The sequence below is a fragment of the Williamsia sp. SKLECPSW1 genome, assembly GCF_054332755.1.
In genome coordinates this window covers 930,086-954,161 of the sequence record NZ_JBTGLI010000001.1, presented here as the reverse complement: position 1 = coordinate 954,161, position 24,076 = coordinate 930,086, and the positions used below count along the sequence as shown (strand labels likewise).

26 protein-coding genes are annotated in these 24,076 nt (G+C 68.6%); 17 read left to right on the top strand and 9 right to left on the bottom strand.

The genetic code is table 11. The features are described from left to right. Positions 1-10: 10 nt before the first annotated feature. The 4 genes from ACXVUM_RS04260 to mhuD all read right to left on the bottom strand — a co-directional run bounded on the left by ACXVUM_RS04260 (position 11) and on the right by mhuD (position 3,363). Positions 11-628, bottom strand: coding sequence for an FKBP-type peptidyl-prolyl cis-trans isomerase (locus ACXVUM_RS04260; protein WP_458520600.1), 618 nt, complete (start codon positions 626-628; stop codon positions 11-13). Between the two features lie 47 nt (positions 629-675). Next, positions 676-2,157 carry an aldehyde dehydrogenase gene (locus tag ACXVUM_RS04255; protein WP_458520599.1) on the bottom strand — a complete coding sequence of 494 codons (1,482 nt, stop codon included), beginning with the start codon at positions 2,155-2,157 and terminating at the stop codon, positions 676-678. Positions 2,158-2,247: 90 nt separating this feature from the next. Beyond that, a complete protein-coding gene (locus ACXVUM_RS04250; RefSeq protein WP_458520598.1) occupies positions 2,248-2,901 on the bottom strand; it encodes an LON peptidase substrate-binding domain-containing protein in 654 nt (217 codons plus the stop codon). Between the two features lie 153 nt (positions 2,902-3,054). Further along, positions 3,055-3,363, bottom strand: coding sequence for a mycobilin-forming heme oxygenase MhuD (gene mhuD, locus ACXVUM_RS04245; RefSeq protein WP_458520597.1), 309 nt, complete (start codon positions 3,361-3,363; stop codon positions 3,055-3,057). Here mhuD and ACXVUM_RS04240 point away from each other — a divergent pair. Beyond that, on the top strand, positions 3,362-4,198 hold the full coding sequence (locus ACXVUM_RS04240) for an alpha/beta fold hydrolase (RefSeq protein ID WP_458520596.1): 837 nt from the start codon (positions 3,362-3,364) through the stop codon (positions 4,196-4,198). The genes mhuD and ACXVUM_RS04240 overlap by 2 nt on opposite strands. Here ACXVUM_RS04240 and ACXVUM_RS04235 read toward each other — a convergent pair. Further along, on the bottom strand, positions 4,153-5,118 hold the full coding sequence (locus ACXVUM_RS04235) for an A/G-specific adenine glycosylase (RefSeq protein ID WP_458520595.1): 966 nt from the start codon (positions 5,116-5,118) through the stop codon (positions 4,153-4,155). The genes ACXVUM_RS04240 and ACXVUM_RS04235 overlap by 46 nt on opposite strands. Between ACXVUM_RS04235 and ACXVUM_RS04230 the strand changes: the two genes are divergently transcribed. Next, positions 5,117-5,770 (top strand): carbonic anhydrase, encoded by a 654-nt coding sequence (locus ACXVUM_RS04230; protein WP_458520594.1) that lies wholly within the window; start codon positions 5,117-5,119, stop codon positions 5,768-5,770. The two genes, ACXVUM_RS04235 and ACXVUM_RS04230, sit on opposite strands and share 2 nt — an antisense overlap. 128 nt (positions 5,771-5,898) lie before the next feature. Beyond that, positions 5,899-6,660, top strand: coding sequence for a hypothetical protein (locus ACXVUM_RS04225; RefSeq protein WP_458520593.1), 762 nt, complete (start codon positions 5,899-5,901; stop codon positions 6,658-6,660). A gap of 51 nt (positions 6,661-6,711) precedes the next feature. Here ACXVUM_RS04225 and disA read toward each other — a convergent pair whose 3' ends face one another. After that, entirely contained in the window at positions 6,712-7,794 is a 1,083-nt protein-coding gene (gene disA, locus ACXVUM_RS04220) for a DNA integrity scanning diadenylate cyclase DisA (RefSeq protein ID WP_458520592.1), read from the bottom strand. Between the two features lie 77 nt (positions 7,795-7,871). Between disA and ACXVUM_RS04215 the strand changes: the two genes are divergently transcribed. Beyond that, complete coding sequence (locus tag ACXVUM_RS04215; protein WP_458520591.1) at positions 7,872-8,384, top strand: PaaI family thioesterase; 513 nt, start codon at positions 7,872-7,874, stop codon at positions 8,382-8,384. A 220-nt stretch (positions 8,385-8,604) separates the two neighbouring features. On the opposite strand, the gene radA is transcribed toward ACXVUM_RS04215, so the two are convergent. Together radA and ACXVUM_RS04205 are read right to left on the bottom strand one after the other, a co-directional pair. Then, the gene (gene radA / locus ACXVUM_RS04210) at positions 8,605-9,981 is read right to left on the bottom strand and encodes a DNA repair protein RadA (RefSeq protein ID WP_458520590.1); all 1,377 of its coding nucleotides are present in this window, start codon (positions 9,979-9,981) and stop codon (positions 8,605-8,607) included. A 41-nt stretch (positions 9,982-10,022) separates the two neighbouring features. Continuing rightward, positions 10,023-10,811: a hypothetical protein gene (locus ACXVUM_RS04205; RefSeq protein WP_458520589.1), complete on the bottom strand. Its 789-nt coding sequence runs from the start codon at positions 10,809-10,811 to the stop codon at positions 10,023-10,025. Positions 10,812-11,101: 290 nt separating this feature from the next. Between ACXVUM_RS04205 and ACXVUM_RS04200 the strand changes: the two genes are divergently transcribed. Genes ACXVUM_RS04200 through rlmB form a run of 5 tightly spaced genes read left to right on the top strand, consistent with a single transcriptional unit; the run spans position 11,102 to position 15,196 of the window. Then, the gene (locus ACXVUM_RS04200) at positions 11,102-11,590 is read left to right on the top strand and encodes a CarD family transcriptional regulator (RefSeq protein WP_458520588.1); all 489 of its coding nucleotides are present in this window, start codon (positions 11,102-11,104) and stop codon (positions 11,588-11,590) included. A 14-nt stretch (positions 11,591-11,604) separates the two neighbouring features. Further along, positions 11,605-12,300 (top strand): 2-C-methyl-D-erythritol 4-phosphate cytidylyltransferase, encoded by a 696-nt coding sequence (ispD, locus tag ACXVUM_RS04195; protein WP_458520587.1) that lies wholly within the window; start codon positions 11,605-11,607, stop codon positions 12,298-12,300. Beyond that, the gene (gene ispF / locus ACXVUM_RS04190) at positions 12,297-12,776 is read left to right on the top strand and encodes a 2-C-methyl-D-erythritol 2,4-cyclodiphosphate synthase (RefSeq protein ID WP_458520586.1); all 480 of its coding nucleotides are present in this window, start codon (positions 12,297-12,299) and stop codon (positions 12,774-12,776) included. The genes ispD and ispF overlap by 4 nt, the downstream gene beginning before the upstream one ends. A gap of 45 nt (positions 12,777-12,821) precedes the next feature. Beyond that, on the top strand, positions 12,822-14,210 hold the full coding sequence (gene cysS / locus ACXVUM_RS04185; RefSeq protein ID WP_458520585.1) for a cysteine--tRNA ligase: 1,389 nt from the start codon (positions 12,822-12,824) through the stop codon (positions 14,208-14,210). Then, positions 14,210-15,196 (top strand): 23S rRNA (guanosine(2251)-2'-O)-methyltransferase RlmB, encoded by a 987-nt coding sequence (gene rlmB / locus ACXVUM_RS04180; protein ID WP_458520584.1) that lies wholly within the window; start codon positions 14,210-14,212, stop codon positions 15,194-15,196. Before cysS ends, rlmB begins: the two co-directional genes overlap by 1 nt. Positions 15,197-15,223: 27 nt before the next feature. On the opposite strand, the gene ACXVUM_RS04175 is transcribed toward rlmB, so the two are convergent. Next, entirely contained in the window at positions 15,224-16,099 is an 876-nt protein-coding gene (locus ACXVUM_RS04175) for an SDR family NAD(P)-dependent oxidoreductase (protein WP_458520583.1), read from the bottom strand. Between the two features lie 204 nt (positions 16,100-16,303). On the opposite strand from ACXVUM_RS04175, the gene ACXVUM_RS04170 reads away from it, so the two are divergent. The 8 genes from ACXVUM_RS04170 to ACXVUM_RS04135 are packed head-to-tail and all read left to right on the top strand — an operon-like array spanning position 16,304 to position 24,062. Continuing rightward, on the top strand, positions 16,304-17,089 hold the full coding sequence (locus tag ACXVUM_RS04170) for an MlaE family ABC transporter permease (protein WP_458522776.1): 786 nt from the start codon (positions 16,304-16,306) through the stop codon (positions 17,087-17,089). A 10-nt stretch (positions 17,090-17,099) separates the two neighbouring features. Continuing rightward, positions 17,100-17,963 carry an ABC transporter permease gene (locus ACXVUM_RS04165; protein ID WP_458520582.1) on the top strand — a complete coding sequence of 288 codons (864 nt, stop codon included), beginning with the start codon at positions 17,100-17,102 and terminating at the stop codon, positions 17,961-17,963. Positions 17,964-17,974: 11 nt separating this feature from the next. Further along, the gene (locus ACXVUM_RS04160) at positions 17,975-19,012 is read left to right on the top strand and encodes an MlaD family protein (RefSeq protein WP_458522775.1); all 1,038 of its coding nucleotides are present in this window, start codon (positions 17,975-17,977) and stop codon (positions 19,010-19,012) included. Beyond that, positions 19,009-20,019 carry an MlaD family protein gene (locus ACXVUM_RS04155; protein ID WP_458520581.1) on the top strand — a complete coding sequence of 337 codons (1,011 nt, stop codon included), beginning with the start codon at positions 19,009-19,011 and terminating at the stop codon, positions 20,017-20,019. The genes ACXVUM_RS04160 and ACXVUM_RS04155 overlap by 4 nt, the downstream gene beginning before the upstream one ends. Next, positions 20,016-21,008, top strand: coding sequence for an MlaD family protein (locus ACXVUM_RS04150; RefSeq protein ID WP_458522774.1), 993 nt, complete (start codon positions 20,016-20,018; stop codon positions 21,006-21,008). Before ACXVUM_RS04155 ends, ACXVUM_RS04150 begins: the two co-directional genes overlap by 4 nt. Continuing rightward, on the top strand, positions 21,002-22,066 hold the full coding sequence (locus tag ACXVUM_RS04145; RefSeq protein WP_458520580.1) for an MlaD family protein: 1,065 nt from the start codon (positions 21,002-21,004) through the stop codon (positions 22,064-22,066). The genes ACXVUM_RS04150 and ACXVUM_RS04145 overlap by 7 nt, the downstream gene beginning before the upstream one ends. Beyond that, a complete protein-coding gene (locus ACXVUM_RS04140; RefSeq protein WP_458520579.1) occupies positions 22,063-23,106 on the top strand; it encodes an MlaD family protein in 1,044 nt (347 codons plus the stop codon). The genes ACXVUM_RS04145 and ACXVUM_RS04140 overlap by 4 nt, the downstream gene beginning before the upstream one ends. Next, positions 23,103-24,062, top strand: coding sequence for an MlaD family protein (locus ACXVUM_RS04135; RefSeq protein WP_458520578.1), 960 nt, complete (start codon positions 23,103-23,105; stop codon positions 24,060-24,062). The genes ACXVUM_RS04140 and ACXVUM_RS04135 overlap by 4 nt, the downstream gene beginning before the upstream one ends. The last annotated feature ends 14 nt before the right edge of the window (positions 24,063-24,076 follow it).

Here is a 24,076-nt window from a genome sequence, read left to right as displayed (position 1 = left end):
CGCGACCCGCTCAGCTGATGCCGACCAGGTCCACCACGAAGACGAGGGTCGACCCGGCCGGCAGGCCCGGCTGCGACTGGTCGCCGTAGCCGAGCGCCGGCGGGATCACGATCTCGCGGCGGCCGCCGACCTTCATCCCCTCGATGCCCTGTGCGAACCCCTCGACGACACCCGAGAGCGGGAAGTCGACGGGAGTGCTGCCCGCCTTCCAGCTCGCGTCGAAGACGGAGCCGTCGGAGTAGAGGGCGCCGACGTAGCGGACGGACACGGTGTCCGCGGCCGTCGCGACGCGGCCGTTGCCGGGCACGAGGTCGGCGATGCGCAGATCGCTGGGCGGGGTCCCGGAACCGGCGGCGATGGTGGGTTCCTTGCCGGTGTCGGTCGCGTTCGCGGTGATCCGCGGGATCCCGTCGGAGCCCGGTGTGCCCGAGCGCACCGTCGCGGTGTCGGCCGGCGCCGCCGGAGTGGTGTCGGTGGTGCCTGCGTCGGCGCTCGGGGTGTCGGCGGTCGTGGTGGTGCTCGACGCGGACGAACTCGGCGAGTCGGAGTCGCTGCATGCCGCGCCCACGAGGGAGACGGCGACGGCGAGGGACACGGCGGCGGTGGCGGTCTTGAGGTCTCGGCGCATGTCCAGACCGTAGCCTGCGCGACCGCGCACGCCGCCGACCCCGACGGTCAGGCGGTCGGCTCGTACCCCATCGGGAGGATGATCGACTTCGTCTCGAGGTAGCTCTCCACGCCCTCGCGGCCGTTCTCCCGGCCGACACCGGAGTTCTTGTAGCCGCCGAACGGGGAGCCGGGATCGATGGCGTACCAGTTGATCCCGAGCGTGCCGGTCCGGATCCGCCCCGCGATCTCGATGCCGCGCTCGACGTCGGCGGTGTAGATGGCGCCGGCGAGTCCGTACTCGGAGTCGTTCGCGATGTCGACGGCCTCGTCGACGGTGTCGTAGTCGATGATCGACAGGACCGGCCCGAAGATCTCCTCCTGCGCGATCTGCATGTCGTTGGTGACGTCGGCGAACACGGTCGGGGCGAGGTAGTAGCCGGCGTCCATGCCCTCCGGGCGACCGCCCTCCACGACGGCGGTCGCGCCGGCCTCCTTGCCCAGGCGGATGTAGTCCTCGATCTTGTCGCGCTGCTTCTCGGTGATGATCGGGCCGAGGACGAGTCCCGGCGCCATCGCCTCGGCGGCCGCGGCGACGGCCGCGACGATCTCGTCGTGGCGGGCGCGCGGGATGAGGATGCGGGTCTGGGCCACACACGCCTGGCCGGTGTTGAACAGTCCGTAGAACGCCAGCATGCCGGCGATCTCGTCGATCGCTGCGTCCTCCAGCACGATCGCGGCGGACTTGCCGCCGAGCTCGAGCTGGCAGCTCTTGAGCTGCTCGCCGCAGGCTGCGCCGATCTGCTTGCCCGCCCGGGTGGAGCCGGTGAAGGTGATCTTGTCGACACCGGGGTGGTCGACGAGTGCCTTGCCGGTGTCGACGCCGCCGGTGACCACCGAGAGCACGCCCTCGGGCAGGCCGGCCTCGGCGAAGATCTCCGCGACGACGAACGCGCTCAGCGGCGTCTCGGGTGCGGGCTTGAGCACCACCGAACAGCCGGCGGCGAGCGACGGGCCGAGCTTGTTGCACGTGAGGAACAGCGGCACGTTCCACGCGGTGATCGCGCCGACGACGCCGACCGGTTCGCGCTCCACACGCGTCGTGCCGAACAGGCCGGTCCGGTGCTCGACCCAGGCGACCTCGTTCTCGATCGCGTCGGCATAGGCACGCAGCACACCGGTTCCGGGCAGCTGCTGCAGTGTGGCGATGTCGCCCTCGCTGGCGCCCATCTCACCCGACACCAGCGCGGCGATCGGCGAGATGCGCTCCTCGATCAGGTCGGCCACGCGTCGCAGCACGGCGGCGCGGTCGGCGGGGGAGGTGCGGCTCCACACCCCCGACTCGAACGAGGCGCGGGCGGCCTGCACCGCGGCGTCGATGTCCTGGGCGTCGCCGTCGGGCGCGCTGCCGACGTGCTCGCCGGTGGCGGGCGACCGCACCTCGAGCCGGTCGGTGGAATGCGGCGTCACCCAGCGTCCCCCGATGTAGAGCTTGTCGTGATCGTGCGATCCCGTCGTCGCTGCTGTGGGGGTGTCGATGGTGTCGGTCATGAGGGTGCGCGCTCCAGTCCGCCGAGGTGTGATGCTCGACACCGATACTAGAACACGTTCCAGTTTTGCGGAACGTCGTGTGGTGGCCGGTCAGTCCATCAGCTGGAAACGGATGGCCGCCGTCACCGACTCCACCGCGTCGGCCAGCTCCTCGATGCGTTCCAACGGCGAGGGCGCAGCGAGGATCGCGTAGCGGTCCGCCTGCCCGATGGGCAGTTGTCCGGCCCAGCGGAAGGCCCGGTCGATCTCGTCGAGATCGTCGACGTCCGAGGTGTCGTCGAACTCGGCCTCGGTACGGCCCGCCTGACGGACGAGCTCGAACAGCTCGCGGATGCTGTCCGCGACCGCGCGGTACTGCGAGTCCAGCGACTCGGTGCCGAACGAGACGATCGGCTCGTCGGGGTACTCCTCGACCAGGGCACGCGGATACGGGTCGTCCGGGAGCCAGTCGACGACGCGGAGCCGATCGGTGCCGACGCAGCGGACCAGGGCGCGGCCGTCGACGTTGACGTGATGCTCGACGATCGACGCGCGGGTGGCGACCATGTGCCGCTCGTCGCTGCCGCCGACCTCGGCTCCACGGGCGATGAGGACCACACCGAAGTGCGGGTCCTCGGACTCCAGGCAGGCCGCCAGCATCTCGCGGTAGCGGGGCTCGAAGATCTGCAGGGGCAACAGCTCCCCGGGGAGCAGCGCCATCCCCAGCGGGAACATCGCCATCTGCTGCACCGGGGGAGCGGCCATGACCCACGGTAGCTCGCGCGCTCGCCTGCGCGCCGCCGTCAGGAGGACCTGTGCGTGACCCTCACGACGATCGCAAGCGGCCCGTCACGACGACGGACGTGCGACTGTCACGACGACGGACGTGCGACTGTCACGACGATGGACGTGCGACTGTCACGACGATGGACGTGCGTCCAGGACAACCTCGAACTCGAGCAGATCCGCGCCGCTGGACACCGGGTTCGCCCGCTCGCCGGCGTGCGCTTCCCGGGCCGGGCCCTGCGCCCAGGCGGCGAACGCCTCGTCGGACTCCCACTGGGTGACGACGAAGTAGCGGTCGTCGCCCTTCACCGGTCGCAGCAACTGGAAACCGAGGAAACCCGGCGTCCCGTCGACGGAGTGGGCGCGGTTGGCGAAGCGCTTCTCGAGCTCGGGGCCGGCGCCCTCGGGGACCGAGATCGCATTGATCTTCACGACTGCCATGACCGCTATCGTATCGGCCGTGTCAGCCGAGGCAGGATTGCGTGATCACGGGGCCGCCGTCGGCGGAGGAGACCACGAGGCCGGGGCCGACGAGGACGCCGCTCCGATCCTGTTGCTGCACGGGCTGATGGGTCGCGGTCGGACGTGGCGGCGGCAGATCCCGTGGCTGCGGAGGTACGGACGGGTGTTCACCGTCGACGCCGCCTTCCACACCGGGGCCGGTCGGCACGCCGGGCTCGACGATCTCGCCGCAGACGAGGTCGCGACCGAGCGGTTCGTGGCCGACATCGCCGAGATCCTCGTGTGGATCGATCGGGGCCCGGCCGTGCTCGTCGGGCACTCGATGGGCGGGCTGCACGCCTTCTGCACCGCGGCCGCCTACCCCGAGTTGGTGTCGGCCGTGGTGGTGGAGGACATGGCGCCGGACTTCCGCGGGCGGACGACCGCCGAGTGGTCCGACGTGTTCGCGCAGTGGCCCCGGCGGCTGGACTCGCCCGAGCACGCCGAGGAGGTGTTCGGTGCGGTCGCCGGCCGCTACTTCTTCGAGGCATTCGACGACGGGGCGATGCACGGTGATCTCGACATCTGGCAGGCGATCGCCGACGAGTGGGGTCGCCGTTCGTTCTGGGACGACTGGGCGGCGGTGTCCTGTCCGGCGTTGCTGATCGAGGCGGGCAACGGGGTGACACCGCCGGGCCAGATGGCTCGGATGGCCGAGATGAACCCTGAGGCAACCCATCTCGCTGTCACCGGGGCCGGGCACCTCGTCCATGACGACCGGCCGGAGACCTACCGGGGTGCGGTCGAGGCGTTCCTGTCGGCGACGCTGCCCTGATCGGCGGGCACCGCCGCGCTCTCGCCGGCGAGCCAGAACAGCGATCCGTCGGTGGTCTCCACCAGCCCGTCGGCGAGCAGGGAGTCGAGGGCCCGCTCGCGCTGTCCCGGGTCACGGGTCCACACCGTGTCGAGCCGTCCGCGCTCGACGGGGCCGGTGGCGGAGCGGAACTCGTCGAGGATCAGCCCCCGGACCTGCCGGTCGGTGCCGGCGAACTTCTGGACCTTCTTCGCGGTGGTCACCTCGGGTCGCCCGGCCTGCACCCAGGCGCAGTCCGGGAGCGGACAGACGGCACACGACGGGGTGCGCGCGGTGCACACCAGTGCGCCGAGTTCCATCAGCGCCGCGGAGAAGCGTGGCGCGAGGTCGACGCGGGTCGGCAGCAACGCCTGTGCGTCGGCGAGATCGGTCCGAGCGGGCGATCCGGCGTCGCCGCGGCCGTGGATCGCCCGGGCGATCACGCGGCGCACGTTGATGTCGACGACGGGAACCGGTGCGGAGTAGGCGAAGCAGGCGACCGCCCGAGCGGTGTAGTCACCGACACCCGGCAGGCTCAACAGCGTCTCGACGTCGCGGGGGACCTCGTCGTCGAAGCGGTCCGCGAGGACGGTCGCGCATTCGTGCAGGCGCATCGCGCGACGCGGATAGCCGAGTTTCCCCCAGGCGCGGACCACCTCGCCGACGCCGTCGCGAGCCATCGCCGACGGGACCGGCCAGCGGTCCACCCACTCCAGCCACTTCGGGATCACGCGGGCCACCGGTGTCTGCTGGAGCATGATCTCGCTGATCAGGATCTGCCACGCGGTGACGCCCTCGGCACGCCAGGGCAGGTCGCGTTCGTGGTCGTCGAACCAGGTCAGCAGGCTGTCGTGGAATGTCACAGAGGCGTCCTGTCCGGTTTTCGGCACAATGTCATGCATGGCAGACATCACTCCCGCACAGGCATGGCGCGATCTGCGCGACGGCAACGACCGGTTCGTCTCGGGGACACCCGCTCATCCGAGTCAGGGTATCGAGGACCGCACGCGCCTCACCGAGGGGCAGCATCCCAAGGCGATCCTGTTCGGGTGCTCGGACTCCCGCGTGGCCGCCGAGATCATCTTCGACCAGGGTCTCGGTGATCTCTTCGTCGTCCGTACGGCCGGCCAGGCGATCGACTCCGCGGTGCTGGGGTCGATCGACTTCGCGGTGGCGGTGCTGCAGGTGCCGTTGATCGTGGTCCTCGGTCACGACAGCTGCGGGGCGGTCGGCGCCACCATCAAGGCGCTCGACACCAACGAACTCCCCGGCGGTCACATCCGCGACGTCGTCGAGAAGGTCACCCCCAGCATCCTGCTCGGTCGCAGCGAGGGGCTCTCCACCACAGCCGATTTCGAGGCCAAGCACGTCTCGGAGACCGCGGCCCGTCTGCTCGAGCGCAGTTCGATCGTGTCCGACAAGGTCGAGTCGGGCGAGCTGGGCATCGTCGGACTCACCTACAGCCTGGCCGAGGGCAAGACGTACCTGCGCCAGGCGATCGGTGCCGTCGACGACGCTCCGGATGCGGCGCACGCGATGGCGGCGTCGTCGTAGGACGGAGCCGGTCCCGTCGTCGTCGACGACGGGCGAACCGCTGAATCGTCAGTAGTGCCCGTCACTTTGTGACGACACGCCGTTGGAGGTCGGGCCGCATGTGTGGCCCGACCTCTAGCGTTTGGTCTGTGTTGGAACCGCAGGGGCCGCTGCCACCGGAGATCTACTGGCGCCGTCGTGCGCTGGCGATCGCTGTCGTGGTGGTGGTCGTCGCGGTGATCGTCGGGCTGATCGTGTGGGCGTCGGGCGGTTCGGACTCCCCGCGCAACACGAGTGCGTCGGCGAGTTCGTCGTCGCAGACGTTCCCGTCGCTGTCGCCCTACGCGTCGGACAGCGCCGTCCCCGGCAGCGGGTCGGGGGGCTCGGGCGGATCCGGCGGTGGCGGTGGCGCTCCCGGCCAGTCACCGGCGTCGTCGGACGTCCCCGGCGGCGCCGTCCCGGGGACCACGTCGTCGACGGCCCCGACCGCGGTTCCCGCGTCCGGCCTCTGCCCGGATCAGAACATCTCGGTGGTCCTCTACACCGACAAGCCGACCTACACGGTCGGCGACAAGCCGGTGTTCACCATCGTCGTGACCAATGCCGGTCTCGCGGACTGCACCCGCGACGTCGGCAAGGACATGCAGAACGTGACCGTGCGCAGCCTCGACGGCACCCGGTACATCTGGTCGGCCACGGACTGCTCGCCGATCGCGTCGGTGAACAACCAGACGCTCAAGCCCGCCCAGCAATTCAAGGACACCATCGTGTGGTCGGGGACGACGAGCAGCCCGGGATGCAAGACCCCGCGTGTGGTGGCGCCCGCCGGTCCCTACCAGGCGGTCGGCAACCTCGGCACCAAGGTCAGTGCCCCCATCACCTTCAACTTCACCGATCCGCCCAGTCGCTGAGTCCCCGCCCCGTCTGTCGGGCGGTCGGGACCGTTTGTCGGGCGGCCGGGTTCAGTCGAAGCGTTCGATCGTGGTCTCGGCGAGGCGGGACAGGCCTTCGCGGATGTGGCGGGCCCAGATCTCGCCGATCCCGTCCACGGCCTGCAGGTCCGCCGCGCTGGTGGCGAGGAGCGCCTGCAGCGTCCCGTAGTTCCGCACGAGCCGGTCGACGTGGGCGAACTGCAGGCCCGGGATCCGGGACAGCAACCGGTAGCCCCGCGGATTCATCGTCGTGTCCTGGGCGTCGAGGGTGGTCGGGTAGCCGAAGGCGCCGGCGAGCAGGGTCGAGTCCAGCAGGTCGGTGTCGTTCAGCGTCTCGATCGCCTCGAGGGCGAGCCGCACCTCCTCGGTGGTGGCCGGCTCGGGGCTCGAGTAGTAGTCGCGGACGACGAGCTCGCGGACGGTGTCGTTGTCGCCTTCGAGCTCCTCGAGTTGCAGGCTCAACTGGCGGCCGTTGCTGCCGAGTTCGAGGACGTACTGGCGGATCTCGACCGACACGCGACGGACCATCTCCATGCGCTGCACGGCGGTCATCGCCTCGCGCAGGGAGACGTAGTCCTCGATCTCGGCGCGGGACAGTCCGGCGCTGACCTCGTCGAGCCGTGTCTTGTACCGCTGCAGGGTCGCGACGGCGAGGTTCGCGCGGGACAGGATCGGGTCCGAGCCCTCGACGACGTGCCGGACGCCGTCGACGTAGGCGGAGACGATCGACATCGAGGCGCTCACCGAGATCACGGGGTGGCCGGTCTGTACCGCGGTGCGCTCGGCCGCACGGTGGCGGGTGCCGGACTCCTCGGTCGGGATCGACGGGTCGGGCACGAGCTGCACGTTGGCGCGCAGGATCTTGCTGCCGTCGGTGGACAGGACGACAGCCCCGTCCATCTTCGACAGCTCCCGCAGGCGCGTCGGCGCGAACTCGACGTCGAGGTGGAACCCGCCGTCGCAGATGCGTTCCACGGCGTCGTCGTAACCGAGCACGATGAGAGCGCCGGTGCGTCCCCGGAGGATGCGTTCGAGCCCGTCCCGGAGGCCGGTGCCCGGGGCCACCCGTGCGATCGTCGCCCGCAGCAGGTCGCCGTGCGCCACGTCCACCATCGAGAAATCCCTTGTCGTCGGGGCCGCGGCAGGGGTCGCGACCGGGACAAGCGTAACGACGACTAGATTCGCGCTGCGTGAAGACCACCTTCGTCGTCCCCGCCGACCTCGAGCCGGTCCAGCGCGATCCGGCTGCCCCGGCGGTGGGTGAGGTGATCCCGCCGCACAACCGCCGGTGCCACGGGTGCGGACCCGACGCCGAGAACGGGCTGCACCTCCGCGCGATCGTCGGTGAGGATCTCACCGCCACAGCGATTTTCGAGGTGACGAGCCGGTTCGAGGGCGGGCCCGGTGTCATCCACGGCGGCGTGGTCGCCACGGTCTTCGACGAGATGATGGGACTGGCGAACATGCAGCTCGGCAGTACGGCCGTCACCGTCGTCCTCGATGTCGACTACGCGCTCCCGATCCCGATCGGGACGACGCTGCGGCTCACCGCGCGCGTCCTGGGCCGTCAGCGCCGGAAAGTGTTCAGCGCCGTGGAGGCGTTCGACGCCGCCGGTCCGGCCGACAGCCCTCCGCTCGCTGCCGGTCACGGGATCTTCGTGATCGTCGATCCGCGCGCGCACTTCGGCGCCGCACGGCCCTGAGGGATTTCCTGCCGGCGCACTCGTCGATCAGCCGTCTGTCCGCCGGCGCCGGCGTGGTTCGCACGCTGGACGCGCTCTCGCATTCTCGGGGGCCGTTCGCATGGTTCCGGCGGCATGCGAACGACCTGCGGCCGTGCGAACGACGGGCAACCGCTCCAACCGCCCACTGAACGGCTCCGGCCGCCCACCGAACGGCTCCGGCCGCCCAACAGACGGCGGGTCAGAACGAGAAGGCGTCGACCGAGGTGACGAGGGCGGCGCGGACGGCCTCGTGGAGGTCGGCGACCTGGGTGATCCTGATGCCCGACGGGAGGTCGTCGGATCCGGCGGGGACGATCGCGTGCCGGAAGCCGAGGCGTTTGGCCTCGGCGACGCGACGTCCGATGGCGCTGACCCGACGCACCTCGCCGGCGAGACCCACCTCGCCGATGGCGACGGTGGACCGGGGGAGGGCCTTCATGCGGCGGATCGACCCGACGGCCAGTGCGATCGCGAGATCGGCCGCGGGTTCGGTGATCTTCATCCCGCCGACGGTCGCGACGTACACCTCGACGTCGGACACCTTCACCGCGATGCGCCCCTCGAGCACCGCGAGGATCATCGCGACCCGCGACGAGTCGAGGCCGCTGACGGCGCGACGGGGCGACGCCATGTGGGTGTCGGTGACGAGCGCCTGGACCTCGGCGACCATGGGCCGTCGGCCGTCCATCGCGACGGTGATGGCGGTGCCGGGGACGTCGTCGTCGCGGTGGTGCAGGAACAGTCCTGTCGGGTCGGGCACTTCATGGATACCGTCGCCCCGCTGCTCGAAACACCCCACCTCGTCGGACGCCCCGAAGCGGTTCTTGATCCCGCGCACCATCCGCAGCGCGGAGTGCTTGTCGCCCTCGAACGCCAGCACGACGTCGACCATGTGCTCCAGGGTCCGGGGTCCGGCGACGGCGCCCTCCTTCGTCACGTGTCCGACGAGGACCACCGAGATCCCGGTGTTCTTGGCCAGCGAGGTGAGAGCGGTGGTGACGGAACGGATCTGGGTGACGCCGCCGTTCACGCCGTCGGCGCCGCCGGCGATCATCGTCTGCACCGAGTCGACGATCATCAGCGTCGGCGCGACCTGCTCGGCGTGCCCGAGGACGGTGTCGAGGTCGGTCTCGGCGGCGAGGAACACCTCGGCGTGGACGGCGCCGGTGCGTTCGGCGCGCAGCCGCACCTGCGCGGCCGACTCCTCGCCGGTGACGTAGAGCGCGCGGCGACCCTGTTCGGCCCAGCGCTTCACCGTCTCCAACAGCAGCGTCGACTTGCCGACACCGGGCTCACCGGCGAGCAGCACCACCGATCCCGGTACGACTCCGCCCCCGAGGACGCGGTCGAGTTCACCGATCCCGGACGGCAACGCGCCGGCCGACGTCGCGTCGATCTCGGTGATGCGGCGGGCCGGGGACGCGGGTGCCGAGCTGGTGGAACCGGGGCGACCCGTGGCGACCGTGGGTGCCTCGTCGACCGTGCCCCACTCCCCGCACTCGGGGCATCGGCCCACCCATTTCGCGGCGCGCGCGCCGCAGGCGGTGCATCGATAGCTCGGACGGGGTTTGGCCACGGCGTGACCCTATCGGCGGGGGCCGACAGTGCGGGCGGGCGTCAGCCCGTGGTGCCGCCGGACCCGTTGTTCGGCTTGTTCGAGCCGTAGTTGCCGAGGCCGGACTCGGCCTCGCTGCCGGCGTTGGTCCGCTCGTTCTGCTCGGTGGCCTCGGCGTTCTCGCGGTTGAGGAACTGCGAGTCGCGGCGGCCGTTCTCGGAACCGGCGTCGACGGGGACCCGGACGGTGATCTTCCCGGCGCGCTGGAAGGTGAACTCGAGCGGGACGGTGAGGCCCGGGCGGACCTTGGTGCCCATGCCGGTGAGGGTGACGGTGATGCGGTTCTCGCTCGGGTCTGCGGAGTTCCCGGCCGACCCCTCCGCGGATTCGGCGACCGACGCCGCGGGAGCCGCGGTGAGCAGCTGCGACGGCTGGCCGGCGCGCAGGGACTTGGTGGCCGGGAGTGCGCGGCTGCCGGTGATGGTGGCGCTGCCGCCGCCGGGCACGCTGATCGACTCCAGGGTGTCGTCCTGGTAGGCGCTGTTGTTCGAGATCAGGAACGCCATCTCGAACGGTCCGCCGTTGACGAAGGCGTCGTCGGCGTTGACCTTCGGGTAGACGATGTGGACGTCGCGCAGGGCGAGCTGCCCGACACCGGCGGCGTTGCCGTTGACGGCGGCCTCCTGACCGGCGGTCTGCGAGATCTGGCCGGCGCCACAGGCGCCGACGCCGAACACGACAGCCGATCCGATGGCGGCCGCGGCGACGGCGCGTGCGACGCCGTGGGGCGAGGTCAGACGGGCGACGACCCGCTGTGAGCGGGCGACCTGGGCGGGGGACTGCTCTGCCACCGGGATTCCTCTTCAGCCTGAAGGACCCGTGCGGGTCACGCCGACGATGCACTACGGAGCGTAGTGGCTGCGGGCCGTCGCCGGTGCCGCGGGTGCGCAAACAGGTTGTCGCCCGGTGCCGCCCGGGCCGCTGCGGGGTGTCCGACGGCGTGTCCGTGACGCCCGTGTGGGCTCCCCCCGGGGGCTCTCCGTGTGGCGATCGCTGCTGGTAGGCCCCTGACCTGCACCGTTGTGTGATGCACGGAACACCCCCGTGCTAGACTGGCCCCATCGAAAGGGGCTAGTGAACAGTGAATTTCAAAGTCGGTGACACCGTCGTATACCCCCACCACGGAGCTGCGAAGGTCGAAGACATCGTGGTCCGCACCATCAAGGGTGAGCAGGTGGAGTACCTCGTCCTCAAGATCGCCGATGGTGACATGACCGTCCAGATCCCGTCCACCAAGCTCGAGTACGTCGGAGTCCGCGACGTCGTGGGCGAGGAGGGTCTCGGCAAGGTGTTCGACGTCCTGCGTGCCCCGCACACCGAGGAGCCCACCAACTGGGCCCGTCGCTTCAAGGCCAACCAGGAGAAGCTCATCTCCGGCGACATCATCAAGGTGTCGGAGATCGTCCGCGACCTGTGGCGTCGTGAGCAGGATCGTGGTCTGTCCGCCGGTGAGAAGCGGATGCTGACCCGTGCCCGTCGCGTCCTCGTCGACGAGCTGTCGCTCGCCCAGGGCACCGACGAGGCCAAGGCGTCGACCATGCTCGACGAGGTTCTCGCCGCCGCGTCCTGACGGACAGCGAGACCATGACGTCCGCCGCCTCGACGGTGGCGTTGATCCCTGCTGCCGGGTCGGGGACCCGACTCGGCGCGGGGATGCCCAAAGCATTCGTCGACCTCGGCGGCCGCACCATCCTCCGGCGTTGCGTCGACGGTGTGCTCGCCGCCGGGGTCGACCAGGTCGTGGTCGCCGTCCCGGCCGATCTCGTCGACGTCACCCGTTCCGATCTGCCCGACGCCCACGTGGTGGTCGGTGGATCGGTGCGCAGTGACTCAGTCCGCGCGTGCCTCGCCGCGACCGTCGGCTCCGGTGCCGCCGAACCCGACGTCGTCCTCGTCCACGACGCCGCCCGTGCCCTGACACCGCCTGCGGTGTTCGCACGGGTCGTCGACGCCGTTCTCGCCGGCCACGACGTCGTCATCCCCGTCGTCCCGGTCACCGACACCCTCAAGCAGGTCGACGGCGACGGCACCGTCGTCGCGACGGTCGACCGAGGCCCGCTGCGCGCCGTCCAGACCCCCCAGGGTTTCCGGCCCGAGGCCCTGGTCCGCGCCCATGCGTCGAGCGGCGACGCCACCGACGACGCCGGCCTCGCCGAGGCGCTCGGGACCCCGGTCCACGTGGTCGACGGCGACCTGATGGCCTTCAAGATCACCACCGAGTGGGACCTCCGACTGGCCCGCATGCTCTGCGCGCAGGGCGCGGCCGCGGCGTCGACATGACCGGCATGCGGGTCGGCATCGGCACCGACGTCCATCCCGTCCAGCCGGGCAAACCCTGCTGGATGGTGGGACTGCACTTCCCCGACGACGACGGCTGCGAGGGCCATTCCGACGGCGACGTCGGCATCCACGCGCTGTGCGACGCACTCCTCTCGGCCGCGGGTCTCGGTGACCTGGGCGCGGTGTTCGGCACCGGGCGACCCGAGTGGGACGGGGTCGACGGCGCCACCATGCTCACCCACGTCCGTGGCCTCGTCACCGACGCCGGCTGGGACGTGGGGAACGCCGCGGTGCAGGTCATCGGCAACCGCCCGAAGATCGGACCCCGGCGCCACGAGGCGCAGACACTGCTCACCGACCTCCTCGGCGGGCCGGTGTCGGTGTCGGCGACCACCACCGACGGCCTGGGCCTCACCGGACGGGGTGAGGGCATCGCCGCCGTCGCGACCGCACTGCTCGTCGCCCGCGGGGCCTGAGCGACCGCCACGACCACAGGCATCTCTCCAGTAGGATCGCCGCACGTGACCCTTCGCCTGTACGACTTCGCCGCGCGCGAGCTGCGTGACTTCGAGCCGCTGCGTGCGGGCGAGGCGTCGGTCTACCTGTGCGGCGCGACGGTCCAGGGCGTCCCGCACATCGGACACGTCCGCAGCGGCATCGCGTTCGACATCCTCCGCCGCTGGCTCGCGCACTCGGGTCTCGACGTGCGGTTCGTCCGGAACGTCACCGACATCGACGACAAGATCCTCACCAAGGCCGCCGACGCGGGCCGGCCGTGGTGGGAGTGGGCGGCGACGCACGAACGGGAGTTCTCGTCGGCCTACGACGCCCTCGGGGTGCTGCCGCCGTCCGCGGAACCGCGGGCGACGGGCTTCATCACGCAGATGGTCACCTACATCGAGCGCCTGATCGACCGCGGGCATGCCTACGCCTCCGACGGCAACGTCTACTTCGACGTGCGGAGCCTGCCGGAGTACGGGGCGCTGTCCGGGCATCGCCTCGACGACGTGCATCAGGGCGAGAGCGCGGGCACCGGCAAGCGTGACGAGCGGGACTTCACCCTGTGGAAGGCCGCCAAGCCGGGTGAGCCGTCGTGGCCGACGCCGTGGGGACCCGGCCGACCGGGCTGGCATCTCGAGTGCTCGGCGATGGCGACGTCGCTGCTCGGTGCCGAGTTCGACATCCACTGCGGCGGGATGGATCTGATCTTCCCGCACCACGAGAACGAGATCGCCCAGTCCCACGGCGCCGGAGACGGTTTCGCGCGGTACTGGCTGCACAACGGCTGGGTCACCATGGGCGGCGAGAAGATGAGCAAGTCGCTCGGCAACGTCGTGTCGACCCCGGCGATGATCCAGCGTGTGCGACCGGTCGAACTCCGCTACTACCTCGGGAGTGCGCACTACCGCTCGATGCTGGAGTACTCCGACGGCGCGCTGACCGAGGCCGCCGCGGGATACCGCCGGATCGAGAGCTTCGTCCACCGGGTGCGGTCGCGGTTCGGTGACGTTCAGATCGGCGGCGTGACAGACGGATTCGCGGCCGCGCTCGACGACGACCTCGGGGTGCCTGCCGCGCTCGCTGAGATCCACGCGTCGGTCCGACAGGGGAACTCGGCCGCCGAATCGGGCGACGCCGCAGGAGCTCTCGAGGTCGCGGCAGCGGTGCGGGCGATGACCGCGATCCTTGGTGTCGACCCGCTCGACCCGCGATGGGAGAGCGCCGGCGACGACTCGCAGGCGATGTCCGCGCTCGACGTGCTGGTGCGGGCGGAGCTCGAGCGACGGACCGCCGCACGGGCCGAGAAGGACTACGCGACCGCCGATGCCGTGCGGGACCGGTTGGCCGCCGCCGGTGTCGAGGTGACCGACACCCCCGACGGCCCGCAGTGGAACCTGAAGGGGCAGTGATGGCCGGCAACTCGCAACGCAAGGGCGCGGTCCGCAAGACCGGGTCGAAGAAGGGGCAGGTCGCAGGGTCGGGCGGCAATCGTCGTCGCGGCCTGGAGGGCCGTGGCGCCACGCCGAAGGCCGAGGACCGGCCGTACCACGCCGCCCACAAGCGGGCCAAGGCCGCGTCGAAGGCCGCACCCGCCGGCCGGGGTGGCCGGTCCACCACCCGTCGTCGTGACGAGGACGGTCCCGAGTACGTGGTCGGGCGCAACCCGGTCGTGGAGTGCCTGCGCGCGGGCGTGCCCGCGACCGCGCTGTACGTCCAGGTGGGTGGCAACCCCGACGAGCGCTTGTCCGAGGCGGTCGCGATCGCCGGCGATAAGGGGATCGCGATCCTCGAGGCGAGCCGCGCCGAGCTGGATCGGTTCAGCGCCAACGGCCTTCACCAGGGTGTCGGGCTGCAGGTGCCTGCCTACACCTACGCCCACCCCGACGACGTCATGCGCGCCGCCGTCGACAGCGGCACGCCGCCGCTGCTGGTCGCGCTCGACAACATCACCGACCCCCGCAACCTCGGTGCGGTGATCCGGTCCGTGGCCGCGTTCGGCGGGCACGGCGTGGTGATCCCGCAACGTCGCAGTGCCAGCGTCACCGCGGTCGCGTGGCGGACCAGTGCCGGCGCCGCAGCGCGGCTCCCGGTGGCCCAGGCGCCGAATCTCACCCGCACGCTGAAGGACTGGGCTGCCGACGGTGCGCAGCTCGTCGGACTCGACGCGGACGGTGACGTCACCCTCGACGAGTACGACGGCACCGGCCCGACCGTCGTCGTCGTCGGGTCCGAGGGCAAGGGGCTCTCGCGGCTGGTGCGCGAGTCGTGCGACTCGATCCTGTCGATACCGATGTCGGGTCCCGTCGAGAGCCTCAACGCCTCCGTCGCCGCGGGCGTCGTCCTCGCCGAGTTCGCCCGCCAGCGTCGGGGCGGTTCAGGGTCCACTCGGGCATGATCAGCAGGACGGCGCACGTCCCTCGTGTCAGGGTGCGCCTCTGGCGGCAAGCCAGTCCGCAGCCACCGGCGAGAGAGCGCCGAGGCCTCGCATGAACGAGGCCATCACCGGGATCACCTCCGCGCCGCGCCGCGAGGCCGCGTGAACGATCCAGTCGGCGGCTGCCTCGGGAGTTATCGCCGGGGCCTCAGCGTAGTCGGCGGTGGGCGCGATCATCGCGGTCCGGACCAGAGGGAAGTAGACGAGGGTCACCGCCACCCCGGTTCCACGCAGGTCGGAGGCAACTGCCCTGCTGAATGCCGTCAAGGCCCCCTTTGAACCCGCATATGCCGAGAACATCGGCATGGCGCCTATAGGAATCCCGCAGGTCGACACGTTGATGAAGTGTCCGCGGCCCCGTTCCTTCATCGCCGGAAGGAATCCGAGTGTCAACTGAACGGGTGCGAGATAGTTCAGCGCCAGCGTGCGATCGAAGTCGTGGAGACGGTCGGTCGACTCGAGCACATGTCGACGAATGGACCGGCCCGCGTTGTTGACGACGATGTCGGGGCACCCGTGTTTGTCGAGCACGTCCCCGATCATCCGTTCCGTGGCGACACGATCGGACAAGTCGACCGGCCAGGCGGATGCACTTCCTCCGTCGCGATGTATGCGTGCGACGACATCGTCCAACTCGCTGGTGCGTCTCGAAGCCACGAGCACGTGCGCGCCGCGCCGCGCAAGACTCGCAGCCGTCGCGGCGCCGATACCTGACGAGGCGCCGGTCACCAACACGGATTGTCCGTTCAGGTCGTCTGCTCGAGATCGCCAGCGCGACAACGGATAAGTCCGCGGAACCGCCATGCGGGGTCTGTCGATCACCAGCTGCAGCACGGGGTTGGGAACACGCCGATGGGCCTTCATGCGCCATGACGGTAGCCGACGACGACGAAGCACCTTCGCAGACTGATGTCGCCGACTCCGGTACCGGCTCGTCGAAACGCGGCGACCGCGAGACCGATCTGTGAGAACGTAGGTAATACGCCAAGTACCTGATACTGTGCTGAACGCATTCCAGGGTGACCTGGTCCATTATCGTGACGACGGGAGACGGTGATCACCACACGGATCAGTGACCGCGCGGTCGACGGTGCGGCGACGTTCGGCAGCACCATCGGCCTCGCCGGGCAAGCACTTCGATGGGCGATCGGCGACATCGTCGCCGCGCGCTTCCCCTTCAGGGAGTTCGTGACCCAGACGTGGTTCGTGATCACCGTCACCACGCTCCCGGCCATCCTGGTGGCGGTTCCCTTCGGCGTGATCGTGTCGGTCCAGGTCGGCAGTCTCACCCAGCAGGTCGGCGCGACGTCCATCGCGGGTGCCGCCGGCGGCCTGGGGATCATCCAGCAGGGAGCGCCGATCGTCACCGCGCTCCTCCTCGGCGGAGCGGCCGGTTCGGCGATCGCCTCCGATCTGGGCGCACGCACGATCAGGGAGGAGATCGCGGCGATGGAAACGATCGGGCTGAACCCGATCCGCCGCGTCGTGGCTCCGCGATTCGCCTCGGTGCTGTTCGTCGCTCCGCTGCTGTGCATGCTGATCGTGTTCACCGGACTCCTGGCCGGGTACCTCATCAGCGTCAACGTCCAGGGCATCACGGCCGGTAGCTACGTCGCGTCTTTCGCGTCGTTCGCGTCGGTCACCGACGTCGTCGTGGCACTCGTGAAGTCCTTGATCTTCGGTCTCGTGGTGGTCTCCATCGCGTGTCACCGCGGTTTGTCGACGAAGGGCGGACCGAAGGGGGTGGCCACCTCGGTCAACGCGACCGTGGTGCTCGGTGTGGTCGCATGTTTCGTCATCAACGTGTTCGTCACCCAGCTCACCACCATGTTCATCCCGCAGACCATCGGATGAGGACCATCGCGTGACCACCGTTCCATCCAACAAATTCCCGACGCTGACACAGATTGCCGGAAAGACGCTCGGTCCATTCGCCGACGTGCCTGAGCAACTGGGACACGTGAGCACATTCGTGATCGAGACGGCAGGCGGTATCAGGCACGTTGCGACTTCCTATCGCCGTCAGACGATGCTCTACATCCAGGAGTTCGCGTGGGGACGGGGTGCGATCCTCGTCGGAGGTGGCACCGCCATCGTGCTCGCCATTCTCGGCATCGCGGTCGGCGCGTCGATCGGCATCCAGGGATACGCATCGCTGGACCTCGTCGGGATGGGGTCGCTGACAGGCTTCCTCTCGTCCTATGCAAACACTCGCGAACTCGCACCCATCATCGCCGGTATAGGGTTCGCGGCGCAGGCTGGGTGCCGGCTCACCGCGGAGATCGGGTCGATGCGCATCGCCGAGGAGATCGACGCATTGGAGTCGATGGCCGTCCGGCCGATCCCGTTCGTGGTGAGCACCCGTGTCGTCGCAGCAATAACGACAGTCATCCCGCTCTACATCGTGACCCTCATCCTCGGCTTCTTCGCAGCCAAGCTGGTCGTCACCCAGGTCCACGGTCAGTCCGGGGGCACTTACGACTTCTACTTCAACGAGTTCCTCAAACCGCAGGACCTGGTCTTCTCGCTCATCAAGGTCCTCGTGTTCGTGGTCTCCGTGGTCATCGTGCACAGCTACCAGGGTTACTACGCGACCGGTGGGGCCGAGGGCGTCGGCAGAGCGTCGGGGCGGGCGATCCGCAGCAGTCTCATCATCATCGTCGTGGAGGACATGATCTTGACTCTCCTGATGTGGGGATTCGACTCCGGCGTGCGGATCTCGGGATAGGCGGCGATCAGGTGGCAGTGTTCCAAGACCCGTCTGGCCGCGCTCCGTCGCGCCGGAACCTGATCGTTCGCGGCCTCATCCTCATCGTCGTCGGCGTGACCGCGGCGTACTTCCTCATCGGGAACGCGAACGGCGACTACACCAACACGTCGACGCTGACGATAAACACGGACACGATCGGCGACGGCCTGAAGAGCGGTTCGGAGGTGAAGTACCTCGGATACACCGTGGGAAAGGTCTCCGATGTCGTGGTCCGCGATCGCGGAGCCACACTCACGGTGGACTTCACGGGCTCGCGCGACGACTTGCAGTTACGACAAGGGTTGAGCGTGAACTACACGTCCGCCAACGCGCTGGGGCCCACCGCGCTGGAGATCCTCGATCCGGGCCACGGACCGCGCGTGCGCAACGGCGGCACGGTGTACGTGAACCGACAGCAATCTGAACAGACGTCGGTCTCGACCCTGATCCGCAAGATCTCCACCCTTGTCGAGGCGCTTGATCAGCCGTCGTTCAACGCCGTGGTGAAGTTCGTGGTCGACGACTCACAGACGCTCGCGGACACCGGCAAGCTCGTGTTCGAGATCGCGCAGCTGACACGAGAGGTTCAACGGCGGCCGGTGGGCGCCGACCTCGCCATCGCTGCCGACCTGTCCAACGGTGTCGCCGACTTCATGACGCCATTTGTACCTGGCGTGCTGAAGAACGTGGACATCGCAGACTTCTTCGCCTCACAGCAGAACATCGCCCGCACGAAGAGCAACCTGAACGACACCGGAAAAGTCTTGTTCGGTGCGCTGGGCGGCCTGCTGACCAAGAATTACCCGGCACTGAGCTCGCTGCTCGACGTCGGACTCGACCTCGCCAGGCCGGTCGCTCGCTCGGCCTCGGGGTTGGTGCGAACCATTTACACCATCCCGCAGATCCTCGACAGCATCGACAAGGCGACGCCGATGGTGGGTGGGCGCGCTCAGCTGCAGCTTGCGCTGGTCGTCCAGACCTCGCCGGCACTGCAGAGTGCGCTGGGGATGGGAGGGCCCACGCGATGACACTTCGATCCATCACACCGACGATTCTCAAGATCGTCGCCTTTGTCGCGGTGATCGGCGTCCTGTCGTACACGATCGTCGCGCTGCTCCAACCGTCGGGCGACGGGTCGATGCGTCAGCGCTCGGCGGTCTTCTCCGACGCTTCGGGACTGAAGCCACGCGACGGTGTGCGCCTGGCAGGTGTCAAGGTCGGATATGTCACCGACGTCGAGCTGAGAGGCTCGACTGCACTCGTCCGGTTCGACCTGGACGACAACGTGTCCATCACACCGCAGACCACCGCGGCAGTCCGTTACCAGAATCTTCTCGGCCAGCGGTATGTCGAACTCATCGGAGCTGCGCAGGGCTCGTCGGCGAACTCGATCGCCCAGGTGGCTCTGGACAAGACGATCCCCTCGTTCGATGTGTCGACGCTCTTCAACGGCTTCAAACCGGTGTTCGACACGCTCAACGCGAACGAGATCAACGAATTGCAATCCAACCTGCTGCGTGTCGCCCAGGGGGATGGACGCGGTATCGCACCGGTGATGCGGCAGATCGCGAACATCACCGCCTACGGGACGCAGAGAACGTCGATCATCACCAACATCGTCACGAGTCTCGGTCAGGTGTCCGACCAGCTGAAGGGTCGCTCCGCCCAACTCGTCGAGTTGATCGACAAACTGGGGTCGATCGTCGACGCTTTCAGCCGGGTGAGCGACCGCCTCCGTGCGTCGCTCCGGGAGGTGAACCGCTCGTTGTCGAAGACGGTGCTCAGCGGTGAGCAGCTGGAGTCGACCTACGACGCGAGTTTCGATGCCATCTACGGCCGACTGTCCCGAGAGCCCGGTGACTCCGAGGCGCTGCTGAACGGCGCGGTGCTGCTCAAGCCGGTTCTCGAGGCTCTTTCCGCGGCGTCGAACGCCCCACCCGCAGCAGCCGGCGCAGGGTGTTCTCGAGGAACCATGACCTTGCCGAGGACGGCGCAGGTCGCGTTGATGGGACAGCGATTGGTGGTCTGCCAGTGAAGTCGTGGTTTCGGACCCGCCCGCACCATCGCCCGCAACGACGGCGAGATCTCATCGTCGCCGGTGTGGTGACGGTGGTCATCGTGGTCGGGTTGGTGATCGCGGGCGTCGTGTACGTTGCGCCGCCGGGCCAGCGCACGTATTCCGCCCAGCTGGTCAACACCGGTGGGTTGAAGCCGGGTGATCAGGTTCGTATTGCCGGCATACGCGAGGGCAAGGTATCGACCGTCGAGTTGACCGGCACATTCATCACGGTGACGTTCCGGCTGGCCACTTCTGTGGCCTTGCGTTCGGATGCAACTGCAAACGTGCGTCTCATCACCCCCATCGGCGGGCGAGTTCTGGACCTCGACCCGGGGCGCGGTCCAGCGAACCTGGACCGAGCGATCCCGCTCACCCAGACGGGGAGCACCTACGACATCTCCAGCACCCTGGAAACGACGACACCGGTGTTCCGAGATGTGCGTGGTGTCGATCTGCGCAGGACTGCATCGCTGCTCCAGGGCGCGTTCTCCAACGGGAACACCGACATCCCCGACGCGCTGCGAAACTCGAGCGCTCTGATGGACCTGCTCGAACGCCAGTACGGGCAACTGGACAAGACGGTGGCGCTCTCCGACGAGTACGTGGCGGCTCTGGCCGACCGGAAGCAGGTCCTCGTCGACTTCCTCCGGCAACTCAGCTTCCTCGCCCGCACCCTGGGGCCCGACATACAGAACGTCCGCGACGGGTTCGACTACCTACGACGCCTGTTCAAGCTGCTGACCCGGCCCATCGTCGCGTACCGGGACGGGATCGAGCCGTCGGTGCAGGAGTTCAAGGGACTGTTGACCAAAGTGTCCGATCAGATGCCCGGCTACGCAAATGCTCTGTCGCAGGTGGATCAGATATCCCGGCGACTGAGCGTCCTGTTGGACGCTCCGGTCGGGGGCCCCGCCGCCGAACCCGCGGTGCGGCTGTGTATCCCGAGTGGTGATGTGAGGTGCTGACAGACATGCAGCGACGGCTTCTGCTTCCTCTGGCCGCGGTCCTCGTGCTCGTGGTGGTGATCGTCGGCGTGGTGGTGGCGCGGACGTCGGCTGCCGACGACACACGGGCGCTGTGCGCCGACTTCGGCGACGCGTCGGGGTTATATCCGGGAAACGCGGTCGCGATGCTCGGCAAAAAGGTCGGAAGCGTCACGGGTATCCACCAGAACGGCGATCAGCCGGGCGTGCGAGTCGACATGAAGATCGACAAGAACGTTCCGCTGCCCTCGGATGTGGGCGCGACGTTGGTGTCACTGTCGATCGTCACCGAGAGGCAGATCGAGTTCTCGAAACCGTTCGCCGGCGGGGCGCGATACGACTCGAACGAGTGCATCCCGCTGTCGCGCACCAGGACTCCGCTGGGTGTCAGTCAGACACTGGACTCGATCAGCAACCTGTCCGACGACCTCGTGCGGGACAACGGCCGCAACACCGACGCTGTCATGCAGTCACTCAAGCTCGTCTCCGCGAACCTGCAGGGAACCGCAGGTGACGTCTCCGGCATCATCAAGGACTCGGCGGCCCTCATCGACGACCCCGCCAAGCGGGACGGCCAGATCCGCCGCATCGTGTCTAATCTCGCCACCCTGACCGGGGTCGCGACGGAGAACAGTACCGAGGTGACACAGCTGTTCGACAACTTCGTCGGTGCGATCGAGGTGATCATCGCGTTCGGTCAGACATTCGGCGCCGCGACCGAATACGCGGGCACCTTCGTCCCGATCCTGTCGCGCCTCGCCTCGGATTTCGGTCCGCCGATCTTCGCGATAGGTGACGCCGCTGTCCCGCTCATCGCGAACGCCGCCAAGCAGCCGAACGTGGTGGCGACAGTCGCGGCACGCACAGCCAAGCTCATCGTCGATCATCCTGACTCGGAGTCGATTCTGAAGGCCTTCGCGACGTCGGTGCCTCTCGCTCGAGTCGCCGGGGCGTGCGGGTCTCCGGCCGCACGAGGGGTATGCCAGACAGCGGCATCGGGTGCAACCATCGCCGGATTGATCGGCGGTCGATCTCGATGATCAGAACAGTCAACGCATCACGGCGCGTAGCCGGTGCTGTAGTCGTCTTTGTCACTCTCGCAGTACTGGTGGCGTCATGCGGTATCAGCGCGGACAACCCGCCGACCCTGGGGGGCTCCGGCGAAGGTGGCTACGACGTTCGCATCGAGTTCACGAGTGCACTGAACCTGCCTGCGCGGGCCAAGGTGCTTTCCGAGGGCGCCGAGGTGGGGGCGGTCGACAGCGTCGACTACGACCGCGGCCACGCGGTGGTGACCGCACGGATCAAAGACAAGGCTGTGTTGCCGGCGGATTCTCGAGCCGAACTCCGCCAGGACACCCTTCTCGGCGAGATCTACGTCGCGCTCCTGCCGCCGTCGCAGCCGTCCACCACCCAGACATTGCACTCGGGCTCGGTGATCCCGTTGTCCCGAACCGCTCCGGCCGCGAATGTCGAGGACGTGATGCGCGGGATGGCCAACGTCCTCGGGGGTGGCGAACTGGGCAAGATCCACACTGCCATCGCGACGCTGAACACGACATTCCCGTCCGACGCCGCCCAGTTCGACGCGTTGTACCGCACCACTCTGCAGACGGTGTCCCAGGTGTCGGCGAACACGGACAAGCTCGACGTCGTCCTGCAATCGGCCGATCGCACGCTCAAAGTCATCCTGGCCGACCCGACCGGCACCGATCGGATGCTCACCAAAGGCGGCACCAATTTCTACGGACTGGGCTATTCACTGATCGACGTGGCGCTGCTGATCGCGAACCTGCGCGACTTCGCGGTCGCGGCGGGCAGGATCGTCGACCCGGAGTACACGAGGATCAAGGAGTCGGTCGGAGCCATCGCGCCGGTGATCGCGTCGATCGCCAACTCCGACCTGTACAGCAAGGCCGTCACGGACAAGGCGACCCGCGTCATCCGCGACAAGCTCATCCCGTTCGTGGGCCGGCCGGACGTCAACGTGTCGGATGTCTCCATCGACGGCCGCGACCTCGCGCGACGTGACGCCGGGTCGTTCGTCGCCGTCCTCAGATCGATCGGAATGATGCCGTGAGCCGTAGCACTCTCGCGTCGCTTGTAGCGCTCGCCGTCGTCCTGGTCATAGGTACGGCGTACCTGGTCGTCGACGTCGCACGGGTCGATCCGACCCGCTCGTCGTACACCATCTCCGCAAGGATCGACAGCTCGGGTGGATTGCTCGACACCTCGCCGGTGATGTGGGAGGGCGTCCCGGTCGGAAAGGTGACGTCGATCCATGTCGACGGAGCGCAGCTGGTGGTCGACATGTCGATCGACTCGACGCACGAGATCCCCAGGGACACCGTCATGTCGATCCAGAACCTGTCGGTGGCTGGTGAGCAGTACGTGAACTTCGTCCCCTCGAACACGACGACGGCAGGTGGTTATCTCCGGGGAGGCGACGTCATCCCCGCGAGCGCAGTCCACGTCTCAACCTCGGTACCCGAGGTGCTCCCGAAGATGTCCGCGGTCGCCGACGCGCTCGACCCGGCGTCGATCGCATCGATCGATTCGACGATCGCGGCGGCTGTCGACGGTCGATCGCGAGACCTCGACACCATCGGTGACATGATGCGCCGTCTGGTCGACTTCGTCGGCAAGGACGGGGCGGTCCGTGTCACCGCCGACAACGCCGAGTTCCTCCTCGGCCTCATGTCGAACGTCGGTGGCGTCCTCAGCAGAGCGTCGGTACGCACGCCTGCAGCGGTCGACGGGCTGGCGAGGATCCAGCGGGCGTTCATCGTGTTCACCTCCACGTCTTATGACAAGTGGCCACCCATCTTGAAGCTCGTCGAGAAGTTGAGCGGCTACATCCAGATACTGCAACCCGACCTGCTGACCATCACCCGGGCGGTGAAGCCGGCCACCGCGACCATCGCCGACACGTACGTAGACTTCGGGTCGATCGGAGACCTGCTGGCTCGGACCTTCCCCGCGTCGCGGCCGGGACGGGCAGAGGTCCCCGTCGCCGTCCAGGCGGCGCCACGATGACTCGATGCCGAGCA